The organism is Phytobacter sp. V69 (assembly GCF_965644215.1).
Classification (GTDB): domain Bacteria; phylum Pseudomonadota; class Gammaproteobacteria; order Enterobacterales; family Enterobacteriaceae; genus Phytobacter.
This window is the reverse complement of sequence record NZ_CBFFRL010000003.1, coordinates 1-21892: the sequence shown is the minus strand read 5'-3', so window position 1 is coordinate 21892 and position 21892 is coordinate 1. Positions and strand designations below refer to the sequence as shown.

The window sequence follows — 21892 nt, the reverse complement described above, 5'->3', positions numbered from 1 at the left end:
GGGGCCGAAGCCCCATGCATTATGCTTTGGTCAACTGGACGTAACCGGCCTGGCCGTTGGCGTCGTGTTTGAACTGCGGCGCGGCGGCGGCCAGTACCGAGAAGACATAATCATCTTCCGGATTCTGGCGCGCTTTGGGACGCATAGTCATCGGCATGCCGTTCAGGATCTGAACCACGTCCGGACGTTTCACCACACCCAGCATTTCGTTCACCGGAACTTTGGACGCCGGGACCAGCGCCTGTACGCCCGGAATTTCCATGATGCGGGTGAAGATAGTTTTCGGATAATTAGCGACGTAATCCGTGGTGGTGGTGTAGAACCAGTCGGAATAGTTCAGGTAGATGGTCACTGGTGCGTAATAGTTCTTGGCCTGCAACAGCTTAATCAGACTGGTAATTGCGCCAACCCATTGCGCGCCAGTGGCTGCGGCGAGATCAAGCCCGTGCGTGCCAGTCGCACGGTATGGAGCATTACGCAGACCATAGATGGTCGCCCCGCCGACGTTGATATTCGCGTCACCATTCAGCACCATATCTTCCAGCTTCTCAGCCACTTTGCGCTGATGGTTGGAGATTGCGTCGCTGTCCAGCGAGTAGCCTTCGGTTTGCGCTGCCAGCATCTGGCGCCAGCCGAACGACAGTTCACTGTCGATGATCGGCAGCGGCGTGCCTTCGTAATCCATGATGGGCTGGTCAGTCTTGGCTTTACCGCGACCATCAAGACTGATGTTCACGTCGCCGGAGTCAGACAGGGTCATGAAGTAATGGACAATCTTGCCCAGCGCCATCGGGCGAGATACGGACGCCGCCAGGTCGTTAAATACCGACAGCACATCTCGCTGTACGGTAATGGCCGAGCGGTCCCACTCACCCCAGACGTCTTTCGGCAGCACGGATGCGTTACCGACCAGGGCATCATGAGCAATGAACTGTCCGTTGGCATCGTTGACTGCGAAACCATGCTGAGCAGCCATGCTGCGTTGCATCATGTCCCAGCGGCGACGCGCATTGAGGATCAGCTTTTGCTGATCGAGGGTAAACTTAAGCATTCTGCTTTTTCCTTATGCTTTGGCGTACGGAGTGGAGAGGATCACCACGTCGGCGAAACCTTCCGCCGCCAGAGTGCGCCCTGCTTTTTCGTCGAACGTGGCGACGACCTGATTGCCGGTTGCGGCGGCTTTGAACACACCACCCGCGCCAACAGTAAGCTCCTGGCCCACCGTGTAGGCAGCCGCTGCCAGGCGCACGTTGTACTCCTGCTCACCTTCCACGCGATAAGCAACGCCGGTTTCGTTGATCGCATAGGCGGTGGTGATTGCCTGACCGATGAATCGACGATTGCCCAGGATGAGCCAGCGCCCGGTGGTATCGGTCGCCACGGCCAGTTTGCCGGAGGCAACTTTGACGGCCACACCCGGGTTGAGTGCGGCCGCTACAGGCAGGTTGATGGTTTCCGGTTCACGCTCGACCGGGCCGCGATAGATGACATTCGCCATTATTTATTCTCCTGATCCATGCCAGCGTTGAGGTCGTAGTCTTTCCACTGGTCGACATCAGCGGCGTTCTGCTGCTGGAATTGACCGTGAAGACCGTGGCTGGTCTGGCATTGCGCATACATGTCGTTCAGCGCGTCGCCTGCCAGTGAGTTGATAGCCGCTTCGGTCATGAACGGGAACTTGACCTTAACTGCCTGGCGCTTGTCGGTCAGGTCCTTCTCAGCATTGGCCTGCAACTGAATTTCCAGTGCGCCGATCTTGTCCGTCAGCGGCTTAATGGCTGCGTTCACGGCGGAGGTAATGGCTTCCGCATTGACCTGCGAACCGCCAGCAGGGTCACCACCGTCCTCTTTCTTCTTCATCTGCTGGTTATAGGCATCCCAGACCTGAACGTCGGTCAGCCCCTCGGCTTTAACGCCAGCGGCATTGAGCGCGGCGATCATCTTGTCTTTCATCGGGTTTGTTTCTCCGTTGGTTTTGACTTCGTACTCAGTGGGTTTGCGCACGACTTCGACAGGGTCACCAACAAGCGTCACGACCTTGTCAGTGATGAGGTACTTCTGGTCGAAGAGTTTCGGCTTGCTGTTATCGCCGTCTTCTTCGTAAACGAAATGGTCAGGCCAGACGCTAATGACATAGCGCCACTTCTTGTCGTTCTGCTTAATGGACATGCGCAGCGCCTGATAGATGTCGTCGAACGACATTTCAGATGCGTTGCTGATGAAGAATTTCACCTTGTTCCACCAGCCATCCTTCATGCTGTTGGCTGCGTCAATGAGGCTCGTCGACTCAACGTCCGCCTCCTGCCCATCAGCGTTAACGAACATGCCTACGCCCTCTTCTGGCGTACCGGCTCCAGGCTCGTCCAGCAGGATGGCGATGTGGTCGAACTGGATGTTGTGAGCGACCCAGGAATGTTTCTTCCCCTTCGACTCGCCAGCCTTTTGCTCTTTGTTGAGCAGCAACCCGGTCGATACATGGATTGGGTCAGCGTTGTTACCGCTGATCATGTCGTCCAGGCGTTGAATCAGGCGTTTTCCGTCAGGCTTGGCGTCCGCAACCGTCTTATTGACGTAAACGTCCATCACCACCTTGTCGCTGGCTTTACTGACGTTCTGAGCCCATGCCCCGGCGTAGTAATCGTTGACCGCCTGCGGGTCGTTAGCACTGACGTATTTTCCGTTCACCATCGGATGGCCGAGCGGCATCAGCTTGCGCTCCATCGTCTGGTAGCTGTTGTTAATCTCCTCCGCCGGGTACAGGCCACCATTCATCACGATGTCATCGACGATCGGAACCGCACCACGAATGACGTAGTGTTCCTGACCGTTGATGGTAGTCGTGGAGATATTGGAGGCGTTGATGGCGAGGGATTTAACGTGGATGCTGGATAGCTTCACGTTGCGTCCTCAGTTGTTAGGCTGCTTTAGGCCATTGTTTTCGTTCGGCTGCCAGCTTATCCGCCAGCCCTTCGTTGAAAATACTGCCGTCCTCGTTGAGCAGGGCCGGTATCTGGCTGCAATAGCAGTTGTACCGATTGCCGCCTTCCGCATAGAACGCTTTGACTTGCTCAGTGGTGTACACCTCGCCGTGCCTGCTGGCATGCCAGGGGCGCGTCGTGGGCTTGAGTGCAGACAGCCACAGCAGCCCGGTATTCAGCCCCAGGCGGTCAGCGGCCCAGTCCGTCTCGTTCCATTGCGCCTGGCGCAGCGCACCAACCTGCTCGGTCTGCGCTATCGTCTTAGCGCGCGTCATTGAGACATCGAGGCGCTTGCTGATTACCTTTGCTGTCTCGCGAGGGTTGACGCCACGACCAATGGCATCGGCTATGACGTTAGCGAGGTCGCCGCGCGCCCGGTCAGCCTCCAGCTTCCAGTCGCTGTACGTGCTGATATAGGCACTGGCGATCTGGTTCTGGTAGGCCGGGCTGGATAGCAGTTGCTGCAACGTCGTCTGGCTGGCGTAAACCTGCGACTGCTGGGACAGGTTGTTGAACGCTTCGAATGTGCCGCGCTGGAACTCAGCCGATACATAATCAAGCGCCCAGAGATTTTGCTCTCCCCCTGCCAGCAGGTGGTCATCCAGTATCGTCTGAACCACCTGCAGCAAGTCACGCAACTGCTGCGCCGACATGTCGTAGATGTACGTGCCGGCATTGACCCGATAGAGCGTCTGGCTCTCGCCGTTAACGTGGCAAAGGAAATGCCAGTCGTGGCTATTCACCGATGACTCACGCCCAAGCAGCCGCTCATCCAGCGCCTTTTTCAGCGCAACCTTAATGGCGTAATACCTGTCCTCAATATCCCTGGCCATCTTGTTGACTGACCTGCCGGACATCGTCGGATCAGTTTTAGACCTTGGTATCACCGGGCTTTTCGGCTTCCGACTTATCATCGTCGGCGAGAGGATCGTTGCGACTTGCTGTAGGTTCGTTGTCATCAATGTCATCCAGTGATGGGTCTGGCTGCAACTCGCCCTGAGCGCGCACCTCGTTTCCGCTAATGGCAGAGCGGCCAAACGCATTCGTCGTTTTAACGGCGACGTCAGCCATCTTGTCCATGTTGGCAATCTTCTCTGCCTGACTCGGTGCCAGCAAATCAGACCATCCGACGGTAATCTCTTCCCCCTTCGCTGGAGGGATGATTCCGAATGTCCAGAAGCGGGTAACGATTTCGGTGATCACATCGGTAAGGAAGCCGTTACGACGAGACATGCGCGTCTTGGCCCAGTCCTTTGCGTCTTCGGTGCTGGCTCGCTCCCCGGTCTGCATGCCCACGAGCACTTTCACCGGGATAGGAACAGTGGCGCACCATTCGTTAAGCGCCGTCCGCCACGTTGGTTCGGGGTCAGCAGCCTGTACGGAAAGCACCTCGGCGGTACCAGCCTGCATGAAGCTGGCGCTGTCCGTGCTGTCATTGAGTCGGCGAACCTGCGTATCCAGCGCATCGGCCAGATTGCCCTCGGTGGTGCCAAGCGCTTTAGCCAGGGCAGCAAAGTTCGTTTTCTCGCTAAAGTTGTAGTTAAGTTGGCGACTGGCGTTTTTGAGGAAGCCCTCAGAAGCCCCGCCACTCACTTTCTCGATGTCCTGCAACTTATTGAAGCCAGCCTCCAGCATCGACCGCCCGGAAGTCATGGAGCCATCATCAGATCCTTCCGCCAGAATGATTACGCGGTCGGGATGAACGTTAACGATTCGGCCTGGCCGCGCATCCTGACTATTCCCCACTGACAACTCGACGAAGGAATACATCTTCACATCGCCAAACGTTTCGCTTTCCGGGTCGCTGTCCCACTCAATCGGCTCTAACTGCGCCTCCCACACCGGGATGAGTTTAACCAACGCTTTCTCAGCCAGGCGGCCCACAACGGCGGTATCGACCGGCTCGCGCCATGGCTTGCTGTCTTTTACCTGAATCAGGAGCGCTGAATATCGACCAACCAGATTGCGCCTGTCAGCGCCTTTAATCTGCTTCCAGCAGCGCTTGAGCAGTTTGTTGGCCTGCTTATCCCACGCAGTCAGCGTTGTGGCGTCTTTGGTCTTGTCGCCCTCGTACACCTCCGGGAAGTCTTCCCAGCACCCATCGACCATGCGACTGACTGACGCATCGGCGATCGCGTTGCGCGTGTAGGCACGGTAAAAGTCATCGAATGACAGGTGTAGCGGGTAGCCGAACTCCTGATAGAGGCGCTGGCGCTTCGTGTTGCTAGTCCCATTGAACAACGACGACAGGTAGTTCCGGCGTTCTTTCTCGGCGCTGGCGTTACTGGCGCGCTGCTGTTTCATTTCGCTTTCGGTCACGATGTCCTCCGTCAGCGCGAGCGCACCAACATGCCTGTAATTTTTTGTGGTGAATGCAGTACGCGGTAACGCGTTGCATCCCAGTCGTGGTCTTCCTGCTGGGTGTCGACGTCGTCAAGGTTTTTGTCGTCGCGAACAAGCACCGGAATGCGGCTTATCCATCCGCGACAGTATTCGAAGACATAGAAAGCAGGCTTCTCAGGCATTCCTGATTCCAGATTTTTGCCCTCTACGACAGCCTCAAGCATGTCAGCGAACAACGATGCGCCATTTATGCGTGAGCCAGGCTTTTTATTTGATGGGATCCATTCGACGCCCTGCTTCTCCATCTTTTGGGCAATGGAAAGCTCGTCATCGCCGGTGTTGTAAATCGCCCCATCAGCCGGGCCTTTTGATACCTCACCGCAGATGCCTGGCATGATATGCAGTTGGCCCTGCGTTTTGCCGTCGAGTTGAATTTCCTCTGGCTCGTCTGCATCGTCGCCCACCAGCCGCTTATCAACCCACGCAACGCCCTTAGCGACGTTAGTCGAGGACATGTTCAGGCCTTTGTTAAGCTCTTCCGGTGGGCAGCCGTACCACTCGCCAATCAAGATTAGCGACCCGGCAGGCGGACAGAACTCACGACCGTCCGACAACTCAGCAGCTGTGCCATCAGATTGCGCCCACCAGAGGTTGGAGAACGGCTTCGATTCGCCCCAGTCGTGAGAGCGGTCAACCGTCCAGCTATCCGGGATGCGGAACGGCTTGATGACGTGAACACGGGCATCCCAAAGGTGGTCAAATCGCCCACCGCTGGTAACGTCCCAGGAGCCCTCTACCCATGCCGCCCTGCGATTTGGGTCTTTAATAGCCATCAGCGTCGCGATGTACTGCGGATCCAGATATGGGTTTTCTTTGAACGAACCGTGGATGGCCACGCGTGTAAGCGTCACGTCCTCTTCACGCTCAGTCTGCGGGTTAAACACCTTTTGCGTTTCGCGAATGATGGTGCCGCGCGGCGCAGGTTCAATGAAGCGTTTCTTCACCCAGGTATGGCCGATGCCGAACGGGTTTGTCGTGCTGAATGTCTCCAGGGGAATTGGCTTCAACAGACTGCCGCCCGCCAGCGGGTAGTTTTCTGGTCGGAACGAAGAGCGCCGGCAGGAGAACATCATTTCGTAGAACTCTGGTGACTGCTGCTTCGTCAGCTCGTTGAATCCAATAAACGGGAACTCCTGGCCGTGATAATCCCAGTAGTCGCTTTCCTCTTTACCGAAACGGAAGAGTAACTCTTCGCCAGTAGGCCAGACCCATCGCAGTTCACTGGCCGAAGCCAGATAGCGTGCCCCGTCGTTGAACAGACGATACATACGCTTTGACTGGGTGATGATGTCGGTGAGGTTTTTATACTCGGTATCGAAAATCACGCCACGCCAGAACGAGCCATAACCCAGGCCAACCAGGCGACGAAAGCGCGCCAGTTGAGCGGCAGTTTTACCCGGTCCGCGCGTTCCCTCGTAAAGTATTTCGTTACACGGGCAACTCAGGGAGAGCGATTGCGATCCCGGCAAAGGTTTCCAGACGGCTTTGTAATTCATCCACCCAATACCTCACCCTGCTGTTTCTGCGCCGCTTTTTCCCAGTCGTCTACGTTATCGCAGGACGGGACCGGCATAACGTTATGGGTGGCAACAACGCTTTGTTCAACCTTATGTTTGTTGGTGTAGACATCCCCAACCTCTTTAGCCGCCTGCTCCAGCAACTGCGCCGTCATGCCCATGTTTTTCATGTTTTCGGCGGTCGTGGACATTCGTTGCAGGACGCGCAGGCGATAGGCCTTATTGGCGATCGGGATATCGGAAATTTCATTGAGGAAGCGGTCGCGGGTCGCGTTGAACATGTCGACCCACTTTTTCGCCAGTGTCTTGCCGCTGACCTTCGTTGGGTCATGAGATTCAGCCTGCTGGCGGGTTATTTTGATACCAAATTCTTTTTGGACAGCCTCCACCACCTGCGAAGGGGTATCAAAGCATGCAAGCATTTGAATGATGAAGGCTTTCACATCTGATTTTAGTGCAGCCATGCCTCACCATCCGTCTAATACAGTCCAATATTTAAGCCAGTCGCAGCATGCACGTCCCGCATGCCCTGGCGATATCGATGTGAGCTACCTCTGCGGGTTGATTTGCTGCGTCCACCAGTTCCTGCACATCGCGGCTCGCGCCATAGCGGCGAACCACGCCAACGAATTCTTCGACGTCATGGCCGCGCAGTGTTAGAACCGGCTGCCCGGTTTCGCGATTGAATTTCGGCGCGCCAAAATCATCTGTAGCCTGGGCAATATGGTAAAGCTCGTGCTCCAGCAGCGCGCAAAATTCGAGGTCATTGCATTGAGCGCAGTAATCGGCAGCCAGCGTGATGATGAACTTCGGGATTCGCCCAAACCATTCATACATCTGCTGCTCCATGCGGGCCTTCTGCCATCCTCCAGCACGCAGCATTACCTGTTCGGCCTGACCAAGCACAACTCGCCCTTTCTTCGCGAACGAGTCTGACGCCCACATAAAGCACAGGTCAGCATCAATCAGATGGGAATGGTCGGGGTTATGCAGATCACCAAAATCCAGCAAGATGTGTTCCGTCACCCATTCGAAAACTCCATCGGCTGGAATGAGCGCGGTATACGGTTTAGGTGCCTGGGGATTCAGGAAAAATAGTGGTGGATGGGGTCTGTTCTGAGTCATGTTTCCCGCTTGGCTTTCATTTCATCTGCTAGTCTATATATGTCTTTAATACAGGAGGTTAGCATGTCTGATTCTGAGAGAATTAAAGCGCTTGAAGATATGGTGTTCCGCTTAAAAATTGAAACATGGGTCTTAAGAAGTCTTATGGCCCAGCAGATTAAACTTAACAATATCACTTACAAAGACAAATATGACGAGGTCATCATTCAGATGGCAAAAGATTAGGAACTGAAAGGGCTGGATAATATTGAAAATAGGGAAGTCCATGACACTCTTAGAAGTTATTTAAAGCAATCTGAGCAAACGGACTGATTTCTGATGCCGCTTAACGGCGGCATTATCACAGCGCAGCCCCTTACTGCGTGCCGGATGCTCAGTGATGAGCGCCAGCGGTGAGATGAGAGAACCAGCTTCACGCCAGTTCGGCTTCTCCGGTGGTCGCCAGAGCCATAGCGACAGGAGAATGAAGATTATCAGCATATTCACCTCAAGCATTGCTCGCGCACATACGCTTGCAAGCCCGTCAGTCGTTTGGTGACTGTTTCGATTCGCTCTCTGAGGGTGAAATAATCCCGTTCAGCGGTGTCAGTATGGAGCGCGAATCTTGCTGGGCTAGATATCTACGTAGATTGCCTGGCGGATGGTTATTTTTAAAGGAGTTTGTTGGCGGCAGCCACAATCTCTTCCGGAGAGATATCTCTGTCTGAGGCTACATAAATCTCTGTATGGTCACCAGTAATAGAATGGATTCCGGCAAGCATAATCTTGAGATGAATTTCTTCACCGTTCGGGTAGTTTCTCTTAATAGAGGTTACACCTTTGATAGTCTCTACCACTTCCACCGACTGCGCATTGAAGAATACTAAGACCTTTTTCATTACCTTACCTGCAACAGCACTGCATGGATGAATGTGATTACTCTCTGGCGCATCCGTACAAATTATTCAGCGTAGGAGAGCAATAACACAATCTTTAGAAAAGGCCACGCCAACTCGAACGTGGCCTTTAGTAGTTGTTATCCGGGCCAGATGCCCTCACCCCTGGAGCCACCCAGAAGGAAATGAGAAGTCTCGCCAGGATAACAGACCCTGCAATCTGGTGTTGGCATTGCTTACAGAGTCATTGCTGAGACTAGGGCATTAATAGGAATAATCAAATAATATATTTCTCATTAATTGGGAAAACTTATTAAAAGATTGATTTTATTACCTTTATCAAAAAAATAATTTATAAATCAATTATTTATTGACTTTACCTATATCTTGTTGAATCACTGAATAATCACATACATTCAAAATCAATCAGTTAGTTGTCGAATGTCGCCTCTTTTGTTCGATATCGCGAATTCCCGCGAAATTGTTGTTGCCCTGTTCTATGGTTGCCAGCAGTGGTTCAATCCATAAAACAGCCTGGCAATACGTCAACCCGCTGGCGGCAGTGGCGTCACCATCGGCTGAGTGAGTGACGGCGGTATCGGTGTGCATTGCCCCGGCACGTAAACGGTTCGCGTATTCGAGCAGCCCACCAGCGACAACAGCAGGAACAGGCAGATCACAAGTCTTTTCACTTCGTAATATCTCCCGATATTTGATTACCGTTTTTTCACTATCACCGGCTGCAATCGCATTTGCCCGTGCAGCTGTCTGGGCGGTTTGATTGAATCGGTTAATATTGAATGCCTGGGTTGCGATGACCTGTCCCTGCAATGCGTTGTCGGATTCCAGCACGCGCTTATCGCTTTCGGCGGTGCGCAGGTCAGATTTGGCGAACGCCAGCAATACGGCCAGAACGGCAATAATCACCACCGCCACCAGGGCGCTGATCAAAGTCGTGCGGCTCACTGGTCTATCCCCCAGCACGCCAGCGCACTTTCCTGATCCCGGCGCTCGACCTGCCCGTAACAGCCATCCTTCTGGCCTTTCGTCAGGCGGCAATCACGTCCACCGTCTTTAATCCACCAGCGGATTGCCTCGCATGCGCCTTTACGGTCGCCAGCATTCAGGCGGGAATAAAACGTAGACGGGAGACATTTCCCTGGGCCGATGTTGTACGGGCAAAACGAGGCAATCCCGGCTTTCTGCGGTTCAGTGAGGGGCACTTTGATGTTTCTGTCCACCCACGCCAGCGCCGCATCGCGCTCTTTCGCGTTGACCTGATCGCATTTGGCCTGCGTTAGCTTCATACCCTGGCGAACCGGCTTGCCATCCACCAGCGTGGCACCACGGCAAATAGTCCAGATGCCGCTGCCGTCACGATAAGCCGTCAGGCTGTTGCCTTCTTTCTCGTTGAGGAACTGATCGAGGATGACCGTCGCTGGCGCACCAGCAAGGACCAGACCCAGCACTGCGGCGCTTAACTTTGCCTTCGCTCCCATTACTGGCCCCTGGCGGCTTTACGCCGATCCTCTTTGATTTTGAAATACAGGTTGGTCAGATACGTCAGCAGACCAAAAAGAATACTGGCGAGAACACCAATTGCCGCCCACTGCGAGGGCGAGACTTTATCCAGTAGCTGGAGCACCCAGAACCCTCCGTTTGCTCCGGCAAAACCGTAGCTCACACCGGTTGTGATTTTGTCCATTCGATACATACTCCACCTCCGCTTTTGGGAAGTGCTGTGTGGTTAGGTTGGGGGATAAAAAAAGACCTGCTCGGACGAACAGGTCTAAATCAGGAAATGCTTGCTGTTATTGTGTATGTGGTGCCGGGTGCCTCCCGGTGAACGCTGCTCAGCAACAGCGTCCCGGTATAACTGATGCCGACTTAACATGCTCAGGTATGCTGATACGCCCTCCACACAGGGGGATTCACCACACAGACAATGTAAATTGGAGCATTCCACACTGTCAAATTATTCTATCTGGCCATTATTCGGCACGGATATAAGAGATCCACGCACCGGGGCTGGCAATATGAGAGGGTTGCAGCGTCGCCAGCCAGGCGGTCCCCCAGGTCTGGTTAGTCGGGAACAAAAACCACATCACAGCGGGCTTGAATGACACAACTTTACAAATTTGAGTTAAGTCTTATAATGATGTTGCTGATATGTAATCAGCTTTCCCTGATTTGTAACTTTTTCAGCCCGAACTCTTTGACTCGGGCATTTTTTTGTCTATATTTTTGTCGCACGTATAATAAAAAAGTAGATACTCCTACCCTATTTCCCCGGATATCACCAGGCCGGGGTTTCTTTTATCCACCGAAACAGAACTCAGAGTATCTGGCAGTGATGCCTGAATACGAAAAGGCCCCACGAAATTTCGCAGGGCCTCTGTGTGTACTGTATTTTCTTCGCTGTCACCTACAACTTAGGCAGCATATCAAAGTAGACTCAAATATGGCTTATTTAGTTCGGTTTTGCAAGACTTGCATGTGAATTTGTTGTCTTTTGTTGTGAACGTGATCGACAAATTGAAATCAGCGACTGCTTATCCAATGCGAAGAATATGCGAGCCATAGCCAGCCAGTGCGGCTTATACGTCTCTGTCCACGTCGAATCAGCGACACCTACAAGTGCGGCAAGGTCAGCAAACTGATAGCTCTCACGCCGGGCCAGTTGCTCTTTAACGTCCTGCGCCGCCAGCCAGATAAGCGCTTTGAGCTTTTCTTTGGTCTTCCCTGCCATGCGCCGTCCTTTAATCGAATCGCTGAACCGCTGCCATCCATGCTGCACAATCACCCTCTGCAGGCTAAAATTGGTGTCATGCAGGTAGTTCCATTTCACCCAGGCGCTTTCGGTATCTTCCAGTTTAGCAATAGCGCGCCGCCAGCTTGCCGTTGAAAACTCCACCGGGATGACCTGCGGGATAGAGGTTCCTTTCGCGTGCGATTGTTTGCCCGGTACTGGAGGATTTCGCAGCATGATTTTCTTCCCCGTCACTTCATCCGTGATGAACTGGCGTTTACGCGGGTACCGTTCGTGGGTGAACTGGAGCAGTTCCACCAGCGCCACTAATTGCCCCTTTGTGCGACCGCTAAAATCAGTAGTGGCCAGCGCGATTTCTTCCCGGACGTATTGCAGATATTGTTCGTTCATGCGGCGGCCTCTGATGGTTGTTTTTGCTGTGTGGTTTTAACTGGCTTGCTGTGGCGATTTATGGCGGGCAGTTTCGCCCGCGCTACGCTTTCGGCCTGGTACTGGATGAAGCGGGCGAAGGTCATTCATCGACTCTCTCGTTCTGCCACAATGGCAGGGATGATTTATTGCCAGCGCGGCGGATCCGTGATTTGGCATTTTTCTCAATCTGAATCAGCTTTTCTATGTTCTGCCTGCGCTGCTTTTCTTCCCTGCGAAGGTATTTCACGTTTTCTGCATACCGGGATTCCTGATTGCAGAGAGTCATGATGAATTCGAAAGGCTCAAGCAAGGCATCACAGCGTCGGCAGCGAACGGTTCTTTCTTTCTCATTCACCCAGACGGCTTCATGTCGGCAACGGAGCTGCTCCCCATCACGTGTAATAGCGAGATCATCCCCAATGCTTTCCTTGCGAGAGGGAAATACAACGACATTGCCAAGCTCATTCTCGGTTTCGGTAGTCATGCTTTCACGATCCCCTCTTTGAGCCAGATAACCTGAGTTCGGGCCATTCCTTCCAGCGCACACTCTTTCGCGTATTCCGCGTCAACAAGGTGCGTACGGCGGTCGATTTCGTCGTGACAGGCTGAGCATGCGATTGTTGCGATGAGGTCAGGCGGCTTAATGCCGGTTCCGCATAGCCCAGCCAGGCGTATATGCGCCAGAATGGAAGTTTCAGGGTTGCCGTTACAGACTCCAGGAATGCGGACCTGGCATTCTCGGCCACGAGCTGCTTTGCGTAAATCGGTCATTATGCCTCCTGCTTATCGCGCAACTGCTGAAACTCGCAGTTATCAGGCATGAGGCAATAGCTCCACTGCATGCCTCTATGCTCGCCCTGCCGTCCATTGATAGATGCATGCACCAGCGCAGGGTTACACCCGTAATTCTTGGTGGACTGCATTGACGGGAACCAATATCCGTATCCGTTCCGTTCTGCGATAACAGGCGTTTTGTTCTTATTGGAAAGCCCGGTTTCATTGGCGTGCTTCATGTTCATCGCATGAGTGCACCACTCAAGATTCTCTGGCAGGTTGTTATGTTTATTGCCGTCAATGTGGTTTACGTGCGGGTAATTATTGGGGTTTGGCACAAAGGCGAGAGCCACGAACCTATGTAGCATCTCGTGCTTACCAGAAAGAGAAACCCTGATGTATTGCGATGAGGTGCACCCCTTAAGAATCCGACCAACGATCGTTCTAGTGGTCCATGTTTTCTTGTCTCGTCCACACGTGGTTACTTTGCGTGGAAGGCTTTTAACACGCGCCAAGGAGCTAACCTCAAAACGATCCTCGTACCCCGGAACTGGCATCCAAATTTCTTCATCAAACATGTTCGTGTCCTTTCTCGTGATATTCGGAGTTCGCAGGGATCCGCAGCTTGATGCCTCGCTCGGCGCACCAGACTTCAATGCGACGCAGGTAGAAGGTCATCTCTTCGGAGTCGAGAAGCTTTGTAGACTTAACCCATTTCGTTACGCCGAAAATGGTTACTGGCTTGGCTGGGCAATAGAGGTCTTTGAAAAATTCATGGAGTTCTTCATCAGTGTGCGTTTCGGTCGAGTTCTGACTGGCTGCGTTGGCGACATCGCTATTCCACATCCACATAAGTGAGTTCTGAGGGATGGAACGCTTGTCTTTCCACGGCTTGATGATGAGGCGATAACAGTCGCCAGATTCCAGCATGGGCTGTATCTGCTTACCGATAGCGTTGAAGTTGGATTTGTGAAGACGGATGCCGTCTTTGTTCATGCTCACACGGCCTCCTTAACGGAAACCGCTGAATACAGAAAATCGCTGGCGTAGCAAAACGTCAGTGACTGAGGATGTTTCGAGTTGTGGTGCGCCATAATGTCCCCATCGTGGCGCAAATGGACTGTCGGGTGTTCAGGCCGACAGCACTGGTATTATGGACAGGTGATTGTGGAAAATCAAATCATGGATGGTCAATCTGAAAGATCGGCATCTGTAGCGATCATGAATTTAAAAAATTCTATGGCTTCCAACCACTGACTGTACACTTGAGCGCCAGTGCTTGTAGGCTCGGTTTTTCTAAAAAAAGCATCTGGTCCGATTTCATAATTTAATTCTTCGAATAACTCCATATTCAACTGAGCAATGAAAAAGGTTTTTAATTCCTGAGTTTCTGATGCATTTACGATCTGCTGGTGCTGCTGAATGTTTTTCATTGCCAAACTCAGGCATCTAACAATATTTGCTGCATCATGAAAATCCCATTCAGCCCCTTTCTTTCCTTTCGAGTAACTATTGGCTTTTTCCGCACTGGCTTTTAGTGATTCGTACAACCCTATCTTGGCTTGTATTTGCAAAGCTTTTTCTGCGGTAGCCTTGCTTGCGAAAGCGGCCACCGCCGAAGCCACTGCTCCTATTGCCGAAACGATTGCAGTAATAATACCCAAATAAGTGCCTACATTTTCCCACGTCATAGTTATTCCTTTAATGCCCCTCGATGCTTTGAGGGGCATTATATCAGGCTGCGATTTCTTTTGCGGTGCACATATCAGGCAAATTGGCCCTTACCAGCGCCTCAGCAAACGGAGGCGGTAGGCATACTCGAGTAATGCGTCACTCACATCACACCCCCTTCGGCGCTGCGGCGCGGCAAGATTCAGGCGGAGTGAACCCGATTACCTGATCGCCCTCAGTCACGAGACGCAGCAACATAGCCAGGTTATCTATGAGCTCGCCTTCGACGTTCGCCCACTCTTCCCGGCCTTCGGTGTAATGGATTACCGCTTTGATGACTTCGCCGCTTTCCTCAGCAACTTTGTTCAGCACGTAGTTAGGCTGCGGAAACTTACGCATGGCCTTATCTGCTCTAACTCGGGCAGCGTCCACCAGGCCAGCGAAGTAATCCGGCACCGCTGCCGGGATTGATGGTGCGGGGTGGGCGTACACCTCGACAATGCCATCATTGACTGGCCACTCTCCATCCTTACAGTAATCGGTCGTTGCTTCGACCGTTCCACCTGAAATATGAAATGCACCAATAGGCTCTTGCTCATGCGCCGCCAGGAGTGCGCGGGCCATTGCTGCGGCGTCACCGCATTGAACATGGTCGGTGTCGACAATGCGTTGCAACTCTTCTTTGCTCAGTTCGTGTTTCATACGGCCTCCTGATACTGTTCAATCCCCATGCGCTGGCAGGCGGTGAGGAAAATTGGGGTCTCTTTTTCGATGCCGATGAATGGGCGGCCAGTTTCCAGGCATACAACACCTGATCCAGCGCTGCCCATTGTGAAATCCAGCACCACATCACCAGGGTTGCTGTACGTTTCGATGAGGAACCGGTACAGCGCCAGCGGCTTTTGCGTTGGGTGATAGTTGGCCTTTTGCTTATCGCTCGAGAAAAATTTGACGTCGCGCGGGTACCGACTTGTTGAGTCGTACTCGGTCAGAGATAACGCTTTGCCATAACACTCCGAATTAACCGTCTTACGCTTTGAGGTGCGTCGTGGATGGCCGTGCGTAAACTGTGGGTTGTAGGTCGGCTGGCGACGGTAAAACACCTGGATGTTTTCGTGGGCGCGCAACGGCTGCTTTTTGGCATTGAGAAATCCGGTAGCGTTACCTTTTTCCCAAATCCACTCGGTGCGCCAGTGGCGCAGGTTGGTGCTGACCAGCACGCTGGTAAACGGCTGAGCGGAAAACAACACAATGGCCGCCGACGGTTTGGCGATGCGGTACAGCTCACGCCACATCACCTGCAGGTCGAGAACGGAGTCCCATCGGCATTGCGTGGTACCGTAGGGAATGTCCGCACACACTAGGTCAACCGACCCGCTGGCTAATGTCGGGAAAATGTCGAAGCAGTCAGAGTTGTGCAACTGAATCATCTTCACTCCCCTCCCACGACTACGCCGTCGTAAACTTCGCTCAAATGCCCGCGAATCTGCATGCGGCGTAATGCGCTGTACATGTAATCGCATTCAGCCTGTTTGTTTGCCTGGAATGGTTTATAGGCCTTCGTGCACCACATGGCGTTACCTGGCCATCCATGCACTTTGTAGACACGCCCGTTTTTTACGTGCAGCAATCCCCACCCTGGTGGCAGATCAGAAACCTCAATGAATCCCGGCTCAGCCATGAAAAATCGCCAGTCTCCCATTCCGATTTCAGGCTCAATGCGAAAGCGTTTTTTGCGGTCAGCCAGAAAGTCGCTGCGAGAACATTTAACCTCAATAAGGCATGAGGCCAGATTGCGAAATCCGATGGCATCAGGTTGCTCACCAGTGGCAACAGCAGCAACAAAGCGATCGTGAAACGCCACCTTGAAACCGTTGTTTTGAAGGAAGCGACAAGCTATCTGACAAAGCTCATCATGCGTTAGTGGCATCTTCCCCTCCCACTTTCAGAGTGATGCCAGCGGCGCGTAAGGTTCGGCGCATCACGGTTTCAACTTCGCTACGAACTCGTCCCGCCAACGCGTTGTAATCTTCGGTGTCAATTTCAAACCCAGATTGGTACATGAACGAGCTGACTGGCGCGATCACGTCATGCTCGCAGTCATCCGGCAACTTAACGGTGAGCGTGCGGGCCTCCAGTTCGGCGATGCGCGCATTCAATACGCTGTTCGACATATCAATGGTTCTGACCTGGTCCTGCAAGCCGTCAATAGCCTCCAGAATGGATTCGTTATCACCAGCGCATCCTAAAGCTTCGGCGTACTCTTTTTGCACCTGGTCGGCGGTCTCTAGGAGGAATTCGCGATGGATCAATTTGCGTTGCAACTCAGCAATCAGCGCCTTATCCGCTTCACGCTCTGCCAGCAGAGTGGTGTAGAGTGGCGAAATGTTTCTTTCGATGTCAGTGATTACACTCCATATAGGAACAGATTCAACGTCCTGCTTAGCCATGCTGCGATAACTGTCCGCATATGAAAGTACAGGGTTTCGTTCCTGAATTTTCAGTTCGTCACTCATGGTTAGCTCCTTTGCTCTCGCGAAGCTGGCGGGCGAATCTCTCACCTCTGTCTTCAAGATAATCAGCGACCTCATGGTACGGCTCCTGAATTACCCCCAAACCTCCACCTGCAGTACGTAACCCCGCTGCAGTTTTGGCTACAAACATCTCCACCCCTTCTGCTCGCAGTGCGGCCATTGCGGAGGATGAGGCGGGGGTTTCCGGATCCCAGTCGTTGCTTTCGAACCAGGAATCTAGTGGATCCAGGGCGTCATTCAGATGCCAACCTGATACCTGAAATCCTTGCCCGTAAAGCTCCTGGTTAAATCCATCAACCGCGACTTTCAACCCCACATTCTCAGCCGTGATGGCTCCGATCTGCGCCTGCAATTCGCGCACAGCGTTAGACAGCCCGGTGATCAGTTGGTTGGTTGCCACGGGCACATAGCAGGATGCAGGCCCGGCGGCTTTTAACATTTCGTCGATAGTCATTTCTGCGCACTCCCGAAAATTTTGTGCACCTGGTAGCCCTGCCAGTTCTGGCGGCAAAGTCTGGCAACGGTATTCACTTCCACTGGCTTAACTGGTTTGATGTTCACCTGTCCGCAGGGGTGAAGTCGGTAAACCGGGTGGCGAGAAGCGCCGGTACGCAACACGACAGACTTGCGAATCAGGTGCAACAGAAGGTTGTGTGATTTTTTGCTGTCACACCCCAGCAACGCCTGAACCTGTCGAGGCGTTACGGTCTGATTAACTCGCAGAAATTCGATAATTGACCACAATGGTTGGCTCGCCATAGTCACGCCCTCCCGCCTTTGAAACCAAACTTCGCCCGGATTTCCTGGACCTTCGACATGCTCTGCTCACGCGTCAGCGGTTTGGTCCCTAACACTGGCAAACGAGCAATCGGCTCGGGGATAACCTCACCACTGCGGACGCGTTTAACCATTTTCTCCAGTTCCTCACCAGCCTTGCGGTTCAGTTCCGGGTCACTCAGGCCCTGAGAGCGCATAGCCTGATTCAGCACCGTAACCATCCAGTAGCAGGCTTTGGACCTGGTAGTGTGCTTGCCATCATCGGTTTTACCGGGCCACGGATAGGATTCTGCGTCCGGGTAGCGTCCACGTGTACGGCAGTACTGGTACACCAAAGCGATCAGCTCGTTCTTGTCAGGCAAACCGACGGCAGCGCTTTCTTCGGCGCGGCACCAGGCAATGAACTGACCGGGTGACGGCAGAAACGGCTTTGCCTGTTGGCGTGCGACACGCATTCCGGCAGCAACCTGGTCCATGGTCGTGATGCCGTTTTCACGGAATGCCAGAAGCCACTGGCGGCGGAACTCGTCGAATTCATCCTGCGTGCGGAAATTGGCGATAGCTGCCGGGAACGTGGCGCGCAACTCTGCAAACAAACCATTGAATACGGCGGCAACCTGCTGAGCCTGGGTAACCTGCTCGCGCTCGTCCTGCACTTCCGGGAGGCCGTGAGCAGCGCGGCGGAAGTTTTCGCGATCGAGGTTGTGAATCTGTTCAGAGAGACTTTTCATCGAGCACCCCGTTGATCCAGTCGGTATTGTTGAAGTCGATAGGCTGCGCCTGGCTGACGCGGCTATTGCGGCCCTGGCGTTTGGTTGTGAGCTTGTCCCATTGCTTGCGCAGGCTGGTTGGGCTGAGGATGTTTTCTTTCCAGAAATCGTCCTGGCTTGCCCATCGGAGCAGATCGCAAATTTCACGATGATTTCGGTTGTCCTGGATGCGCATCAGGCGGATGGTATTGGCCCATTCAACCCAGCGAGGCTCGGACAGACTTGCGTTTACCACCAGCAGCTGTGCATAAATCCACTGAGCGGCACGGAGGTCTTCGGCGGTTCCCCAGGATTTGCCTGCCGGGGTGTAAACACCGCCTACGGCTTCGGGGTGACGAGAAAGAAACTTTTCTGTGGGGTCGTCCTGGGATTCTTTAGAATTCCTGGACGAAGATCTTTTAATACTGTTCTTGTTATAGTCTTGGGTGTCTACCGTTTCCGGGAAGGTTTTTCCCGATTCCGGTAAGGATTTTCCTGTTTTCGGGAAAAGTTTTCCCGTTTTCGGCTTGTCTAAAATCCAGGCAGAAAGGTCAGTATTTATACCGACAATTTTCATCACTCCCTGCTTGTGACTGAAAATAATTCCTCGCTCGGCAAGTGATTTAATTGCATCAGAAACGTGGGAATCACTCAGGTCAGTAAGCCCGGAAATGACGGTATTCGTAACCCGGTCCTGTTTTTTATTCCATCCATAGGTCAGCCAGATAACCGCCTCAAGACATTGCCACTCCCGGCCTGACATGCGCAGGCGTGGTTTGAGCTGCTGTATCTCATTGGCGACCCTGGTATACCCGTTGGACAGGTCGGCCATACGACCTCCCGTTTGCTCGGTATTGTTTGGGAAATTGATAATTTCAGCAGTATTTGACATACTAAATCCTGTGAATTGATCCAGTTAATTCGCGACCGAAGGCCGGTACTGTTCGAGCAGTCCGGTCTTCACCCTTTCAGAACAAACCAGCCTGATTACCGCCTTTCTTAACCGCGCGTTTTGCTTCGCGACGTTCGGCTGTACTGGTCTGTTTCTCTGCCCACAAACGGGCATGTCGTAAAACGTCATCGAAGATTTTTCCCTTCTGGCTGGACTGGCTCATACGCCGATATAAGTCCACAGCCTGGTATACCCCCCCCCTGAGCCACCGAAACCGAAAATCCCAGCTTGAGCAGCTCGGCGCGAACGTGTTTTTCGATAAACTCGATGTGGTTCATCAGTCCCACCCCAGCGGGCCAGGCCTGCACCGTTCTGCACGTAGCCCGATGTCGGCCAGCGTTTCGACCGATTTAAGGTAATCGCGTGACACCACCACCGCCTCCGGCGGAACCACCTGCAACTCCAGCGCTGAAAGCTCGCGGGCTATTTCAGAGAAATGACTGTCCGCCTTGCGCTTGCTTACTGCTGACTCACTGACACCGATGCGCTCGGCGTAATTTTTTTGCCCCACTGATGCAAGCCGATTGAGCAAAATGCTTTCTATTTCAAGTGGCTTGAGAATCGGCGGTTCTAACTTGCGTGATATTGAGTTCTCCATTGGTGATACTCCGTTGCGTTTGGTTAAAACGCCCAACATCGGCGTCATTGTTGTGATTGGTTTTCACCGTAAAGCAGCCAGCGCGGGTCACAGTGCAGTGCATTGGCTAACTCAAATAAAAAACGCGGACGCTTCGTTGAACCGGCCTCGATAGCTTGAAGTGATTGCTGCTTCATCCCGGCCAATTCAGCTAATTGGGCCTGAGACAGATTCATCTCTTCGCGTTTTTTCTTGAGGCGTTGAGAAATTGTTTCCATAAGACCTCCACAGTTTTATCTGTATTCAACAACAGTTATTTCTGTTTGTCAAATACAGTTTTAACTGTGAACATCAAGGTAAATTAGAAGGGGGAGCTATGAGCCTTGCGGATCGCGTAAAGCAAAAGAGAATTGAGTTGGGGCTAACCCAAACAGAAGCCGCTGAAAGATCGGGTATTCGTCAGCAATCGTGGCAAAGCATCGAAGATGGGAAAACACTAAAACCAAGAAATATCGTTGGGATTGGTAAGGCGCTAAATTGCGATCCATCGTGGCTTATGAACGGCGGCGCGTTTATGTCCACAAGCGAGATAAATTCTCGTCGTGTTCCACTTATCAGTTATGTCCAGGCTGGCGCTTTAGCGGAGAAAAAGCCTATCGAATCCTTTGATGGTGATTTTGAATACATCCTTACCGACCTTGATTTATCTGAACATAGTTTTGCCTTGAGAATTGATGGCGACTCTATGGAACCTGATTTTAAGGCCGGTGATGTAATTATTGTGGACCCAGAAATCGAGCCAGCACCTGGGGAGTTTGTGGTTGCGAAAAACGGTGGCGAACAAGCAACATTCAAAAAATACAGGCCTACCTATACAAACATGAAAGGCATTCAACACTTTGAACTGGTGCCACTAAATAACGATTACCCGGTAATTAACAGCGACGTGCAACCACTCCAAATCATCGGTGTCATGATCGAGCATAGAATTTATCGAAGAAAGCGTTAACCCTCCACTCTCCCTCAGACAACAGCCGACGAAAGTCGGTTTTTTTTCGCCTCAATAAAATAAATTCCGTCATTAAACAGATAGATGTGTATTTTCGTTAAAATTATACAGTTTTATCTGTTGACGATAATACAGTTTTATCTGTAAATTTAACTCATCCAAACAAACGGGCTTCGCGGTGGTGAATTGCAGTCCACCGGGACAACCAGAAGATAAGCGCCTGGCGCCACCAGCAAAGCCCGTTTCAAACAGCAGCGCAAATGGTTCAGTTCTGACGCCGGGAAAGACCGGGGAGAGAGATGGTTAATCAACACTACGGCACGATGCACATCATCCGCCAGTGCGTGGCACCCGGCATGCTGGCAATGCACCAGGGTCGCACCTGGAATGTCTCGGCAGTTCGCGGTCGCAATGTCTATCTGCGGAGCCTGCGCGAAACAACGCGCATCAGCGATTGCCTGGTAGAAATTCTGCTTAACGGGAGGGGGGATCCGATGATCCAGGGAGAAAACAACTCGCACATCAAGTGCGCCTATTGCGGTAAGCCGCTAACGGTTGAGGCCTCTGTCAAATCGACAATCGTCTACATCCACTGCTCCCAGTTGGCGCGCAAAGAAAACGACTATTGCTCAAAGCAATGCGCCGAGAATGACCAGATGGCGCACGAATCGTAAAACCCGCCGAAGCGGGCTATACGTCCGGTGACACCGACCAAAGTTACACCGGAATTTACCAAAACCAATGAATACCCAACGGGCGCTATCAATGGC

Annotated in this window: 34 protein-coding genes and 2 pseudogenes; 4 read left to right on the top strand and 32 right to left on the bottom strand. The window is 52.7% G+C overall.

Features of this window, described 5'->3' with window-relative positions:
• Nucleotides 1–19 precede the first annotated feature (19 nt).
• Genes ACSZPU_RS00960 through ACSZPU_RS00925 form a run of 8 tightly spaced genes read right to left on the bottom strand, consistent with a single transcriptional unit; the run spans nt 20 to nt 8023 of the window.
• The gene (locus ACSZPU_RS00960) at nt 20–1051 is read right to left on the bottom strand and encodes a major capsid protein (RefSeq protein ID WP_498994564.1); all 1032 of its coding nucleotides are present in this window, start codon (nt 1049–1051) and stop codon (nt 20–22) included.
• A gap of 12 nt (nt 1052–1063) precedes the next feature.
• Nucleotides 1064–1498 (bottom strand): hypothetical protein, encoded by a 435-nt coding sequence (locus ACSZPU_RS00955; protein WP_498994562.1) that lies wholly within the window; start codon nt 1496–1498, stop codon nt 1064–1066.
• Nucleotides 1498–2898 (bottom strand): DUF2213 domain-containing protein, encoded by a 1401-nt coding sequence (locus ACSZPU_RS00950; protein ID WP_498994559.1) that lies wholly within the window; start codon nt 2896–2898, stop codon nt 1498–1500. Before ACSZPU_RS00950 ends, ACSZPU_RS00955 begins: the two co-directional genes overlap by 1 nt.
• A gap of 16 nt (nt 2899–2914) precedes the next feature.
• The gene (locus ACSZPU_RS00945; protein WP_498994557.1) at nt 2915–3811 is read right to left on the bottom strand and encodes a phage minor head protein; all 897 of its coding nucleotides are present in this window, start codon (nt 3809–3811) and stop codon (nt 2915–2917) included.
• Between the two features lie 37 nt (nt 3812–3848).
• Nucleotides 3849–5297 (bottom strand): DUF1073 domain-containing protein, encoded by a 1449-nt coding sequence (locus ACSZPU_RS00940; RefSeq protein WP_498994555.1) that lies wholly within the window; start codon nt 5295–5297, stop codon nt 3849–3851.
• A gap of 11 nt (nt 5298–5308) precedes the next feature.
• On the bottom strand, nt 5309–6877 hold the full coding sequence (locus ACSZPU_RS00935; protein ID WP_498994554.1) for a terminase large subunit domain-containing protein: 1569 nt from the start codon (nt 6875–6877) through the stop codon (nt 5309–5311).
• Nucleotides 6874–7362, bottom strand: coding sequence for a DUF2280 domain-containing protein (locus ACSZPU_RS00930; protein WP_498994552.1), 489 nt, complete (start codon nt 7360–7362; stop codon nt 6874–6876). Before ACSZPU_RS00930 ends, ACSZPU_RS00935 begins: the two co-directional genes overlap by 4 nt.
• Nucleotides 7363–7393: 31 nt before the next feature.
• Entirely contained in the window at nt 7394–8023 is a 630-nt protein-coding gene (locus ACSZPU_RS00925; protein ID WP_498994550.1) for a putative metallopeptidase, read from the bottom strand.
• A 63-nt stretch (nt 8024–8086) separates the two neighbouring features.
• Between ACSZPU_RS00925 and ACSZPU_RS00920 the strand changes: the two genes are divergently transcribed.
• The gene (locus ACSZPU_RS00920) at nt 8087–8248 is read left to right on the top strand and encodes a hypothetical protein (protein WP_498994548.1); all 162 of its coding nucleotides are present in this window, start codon (nt 8087–8089) and stop codon (nt 8246–8248) included.
• A 60-nt stretch (nt 8249–8308) separates the two neighbouring features.
• On the opposite strand, the gene ACSZPU_RS00915 is transcribed toward ACSZPU_RS00920, so the two are convergent.
• The 24 genes and pseudogenes from ACSZPU_RS00915 to ACSZPU_RS00800 all read right to left on the bottom strand — a co-directional run bounded on the left by ACSZPU_RS00915 (nt 8309) and on the right by ACSZPU_RS00800 (nt 20391).
• On the bottom strand, nt 8309–8503 hold the full coding sequence (locus ACSZPU_RS00915) for a hypothetical protein (protein ID WP_498994547.1): 195 nt from the start codon (nt 8501–8503) through the stop codon (nt 8309–8311).
• A 2-nt stretch (nt 8504–8505) separates the two neighbouring features.
• Nucleotides 8506–8613, bottom strand: a pseudogene (locus tag ACSZPU_RS00910) (lysis system i-spanin subunit Rz); the annotation flags it as partial.
• Between the two features lie 60 nt (nt 8614–8673).
• Nucleotides 8674–8901: a hypothetical protein gene (locus tag ACSZPU_RS00905; RefSeq protein WP_498994546.1), complete on the bottom strand. Its 228-nt coding sequence runs from the start codon at nt 8899–8901 to the stop codon at nt 8674–8676.
• A 423-nt stretch (nt 8902–9324) separates the two neighbouring features.
• Nucleotides 9325–9864, bottom strand: a complete 540-nt coding sequence (locus ACSZPU_RS00900; RefSeq protein WP_498994544.1) for a hypothetical protein — start codon at nt 9862–9864, stop codon at nt 9325–9327.
• On the bottom strand, nt 9861–10397 hold the full coding sequence (locus ACSZPU_RS00895) for a lysozyme (RefSeq protein WP_498994543.1): 537 nt from the start codon (nt 10395–10397) through the stop codon (nt 9861–9863). Before ACSZPU_RS00895 ends, ACSZPU_RS00900 begins: the two co-directional genes overlap by 4 nt.
• Entirely contained in the window at nt 10397–10612 is a 216-nt protein-coding gene (locus ACSZPU_RS00890; protein WP_103245751.1) for a class II holin family protein, read from the bottom strand. The genes ACSZPU_RS00895 and ACSZPU_RS00890 overlap by 1 nt, the downstream gene beginning before the upstream one ends.
• 756 nt (nt 10613–11368) lie before the next feature.
• Nucleotides 11369–12058, bottom strand: coding sequence for a bacteriophage antitermination protein Q (locus ACSZPU_RS00885; protein WP_498994541.1), 690 nt, complete (start codon nt 12056–12058; stop codon nt 11369–11371).
• Nucleotides 12055–12183 carry a PPVAKH motif-containing phage-derived small protein gene (locus ACSZPU_RS00880; RefSeq protein ID WP_498994539.1) on the bottom strand — a complete coding sequence of 43 codons (129 nt, stop codon included), beginning with the start codon at nt 12181–12183 and terminating at the stop codon, nt 12055–12057. Before ACSZPU_RS00880 ends, ACSZPU_RS00885 begins: the two co-directional genes overlap by 4 nt.
• A complete protein-coding gene (locus ACSZPU_RS00875; protein ID WP_498994538.1) occupies nt 12180–12563 on the bottom strand; it encodes a hypothetical protein in 384 nt (127 codons plus the stop codon). Before ACSZPU_RS00875 ends, ACSZPU_RS00880 begins: the two co-directional genes overlap by 4 nt.
• Nucleotides 12560–12850, bottom strand: a complete 291-nt coding sequence (locus tag ACSZPU_RS00870) for a DUF1364 domain-containing protein (RefSeq protein WP_498994536.1) — start codon at nt 12848–12850, stop codon at nt 12560–12562. The genes ACSZPU_RS00875 and ACSZPU_RS00870 overlap by 4 nt, the downstream gene beginning before the upstream one ends.
• Complete coding sequence (locus ACSZPU_RS00865) at nt 12850–13431, bottom strand: NUMOD4 domain-containing protein (protein ID WP_498994535.1); 582 nt, start codon at nt 13429–13431, stop codon at nt 12850–12852. The genes ACSZPU_RS00870 and ACSZPU_RS00865 overlap by 1 nt, the downstream gene beginning before the upstream one ends.
• Nucleotides 13424–13849 carry a NinB/YbcN family protein gene (locus tag ACSZPU_RS00860; protein WP_498994533.1) on the bottom strand — a complete coding sequence of 142 codons (426 nt, stop codon included), beginning with the start codon at nt 13847–13849 and terminating at the stop codon, nt 13424–13426. Before ACSZPU_RS00860 ends, ACSZPU_RS00865 begins: the two co-directional genes overlap by 8 nt.
• A 194-nt stretch (nt 13850–14043) precedes the next feature.
• Nucleotides 14044–14544 carry a hypothetical protein gene (locus tag ACSZPU_RS00855; protein ID WP_498994531.1) on the bottom strand — a complete coding sequence of 167 codons (501 nt, stop codon included), beginning with the start codon at nt 14542–14544 and terminating at the stop codon, nt 14044–14046.
• A gap of 148 nt (nt 14545–14692) precedes the next feature.
• Nucleotides 14693–15226 (bottom strand): nucleoside triphosphate pyrophosphohydrolase family protein, encoded by a 534-nt coding sequence (locus ACSZPU_RS00850; RefSeq protein ID WP_498994529.1) that lies wholly within the window; start codon nt 15224–15226, stop codon nt 14693–14695.
• Nucleotides 15223–15954, bottom strand: coding sequence for a DNA-methyltransferase (locus ACSZPU_RS00845; RefSeq protein WP_498994527.1), 732 nt, complete (start codon nt 15952–15954; stop codon nt 15223–15225). Before ACSZPU_RS00845 ends, ACSZPU_RS00850 begins: the two co-directional genes overlap by 4 nt.
• A gap of 2 nt (nt 15955–15956) precedes the next feature.
• Complete coding sequence (locus tag ACSZPU_RS00840; protein WP_498994526.1) at nt 15957–16454, bottom strand: hypothetical protein; 498 nt, start codon at nt 16452–16454, stop codon at nt 15957–15959.
• The gene (locus tag ACSZPU_RS00835) at nt 16438–17040 is read right to left on the bottom strand and encodes a hypothetical protein (protein WP_498994524.1); all 603 of its coding nucleotides are present in this window, start codon (nt 17038–17040) and stop codon (nt 16438–16440) included. The genes ACSZPU_RS00840 and ACSZPU_RS00835 overlap by 17 nt, the downstream gene beginning before the upstream one ends.
• Nucleotides 17033–17512 carry a hypothetical protein gene (locus tag ACSZPU_RS00830; RefSeq protein WP_498994522.1) on the bottom strand — a complete coding sequence of 160 codons (480 nt, stop codon included), beginning with the start codon at nt 17510–17512 and terminating at the stop codon, nt 17033–17035. Before ACSZPU_RS00830 ends, ACSZPU_RS00835 begins: the two co-directional genes overlap by 8 nt.
• Entirely contained in the window at nt 17509–17817 is a 309-nt protein-coding gene (locus ACSZPU_RS00825) for a hypothetical protein (protein ID WP_498994521.1), read from the bottom strand. The genes ACSZPU_RS00830 and ACSZPU_RS00825 overlap by 4 nt, the downstream gene beginning before the upstream one ends.
• A gap of 2 nt (nt 17818–17819) precedes the next feature.
• Nucleotides 17820–18566, bottom strand: a complete 747-nt coding sequence (locus ACSZPU_RS00820) for a replication protein P (RefSeq protein ID WP_498994519.1) — start codon at nt 18564–18566, stop codon at nt 17820–17822.
• On the bottom strand, nt 18550–19476 hold the full coding sequence (locus tag ACSZPU_RS00815) for a phage replication protein O (RefSeq protein ID WP_498994518.1): 927 nt from the start codon (nt 19474–19476) through the stop codon (nt 18550–18552). Before ACSZPU_RS00815 ends, ACSZPU_RS00820 begins: the two co-directional genes overlap by 17 nt.
• 76 nt (nt 19477–19552) lie before the next feature.
• Nucleotides 19553–19699: a hypothetical protein gene (locus ACSZPU_RS00810; protein ID WP_498994516.1), complete on the bottom strand. Its 147-nt coding sequence runs from the start codon at nt 19697–19699 to the stop codon at nt 19553–19555.
• A gap of 114 nt (nt 19700–19813) precedes the next feature.
• Complete coding sequence (locus tag ACSZPU_RS00805) at nt 19814–20134, bottom strand: CII family transcriptional regulator (protein ID WP_498994515.1); 321 nt, start codon at nt 20132–20134, stop codon at nt 19814–19816.
• Nucleotides 20135–20178: 44 nt separating this feature from the next.
• The gene (locus ACSZPU_RS00800; protein WP_498994512.1) at nt 20179–20391 is read right to left on the bottom strand and encodes a helix-turn-helix domain-containing protein; all 213 of its coding nucleotides are present in this window, start codon (nt 20389–20391) and stop codon (nt 20179–20181) included.
• Between the two features lie 98 nt (nt 20392–20489).
• Between ACSZPU_RS00800 and ACSZPU_RS00795 the strand changes: the two genes are divergently transcribed.
• The 3 genes and pseudogenes from ACSZPU_RS00795 (at nt 20490) to ACSZPU_RS00785 (ending at nt 21796) form a co-directional block, all read left to right on the top strand.
• Complete coding sequence (locus tag ACSZPU_RS00795) at nt 20490–21122, top strand: LexA family protein (RefSeq protein ID WP_498994511.1); 633 nt, start codon at nt 20490–20492, stop codon at nt 21120–21122.
• A gap of 299 nt (nt 21123–21421) precedes the next feature.
• A pseudogene (locus tag ACSZPU_RS00790) lies at nt 21422–21583 on the top strand (cell division protein FtsZ); the annotation flags it as partial.
• 33 nt (nt 21584–21616) lie between these two features.
• A complete protein-coding gene (locus ACSZPU_RS00785) occupies nt 21617–21796 on the top strand; it encodes a YdaE family protein (RefSeq protein ID WP_498994629.1) in 180 nt (59 codons plus the stop codon).
• Nucleotides 21797–21892 lie beyond the last annotated feature (96 nt).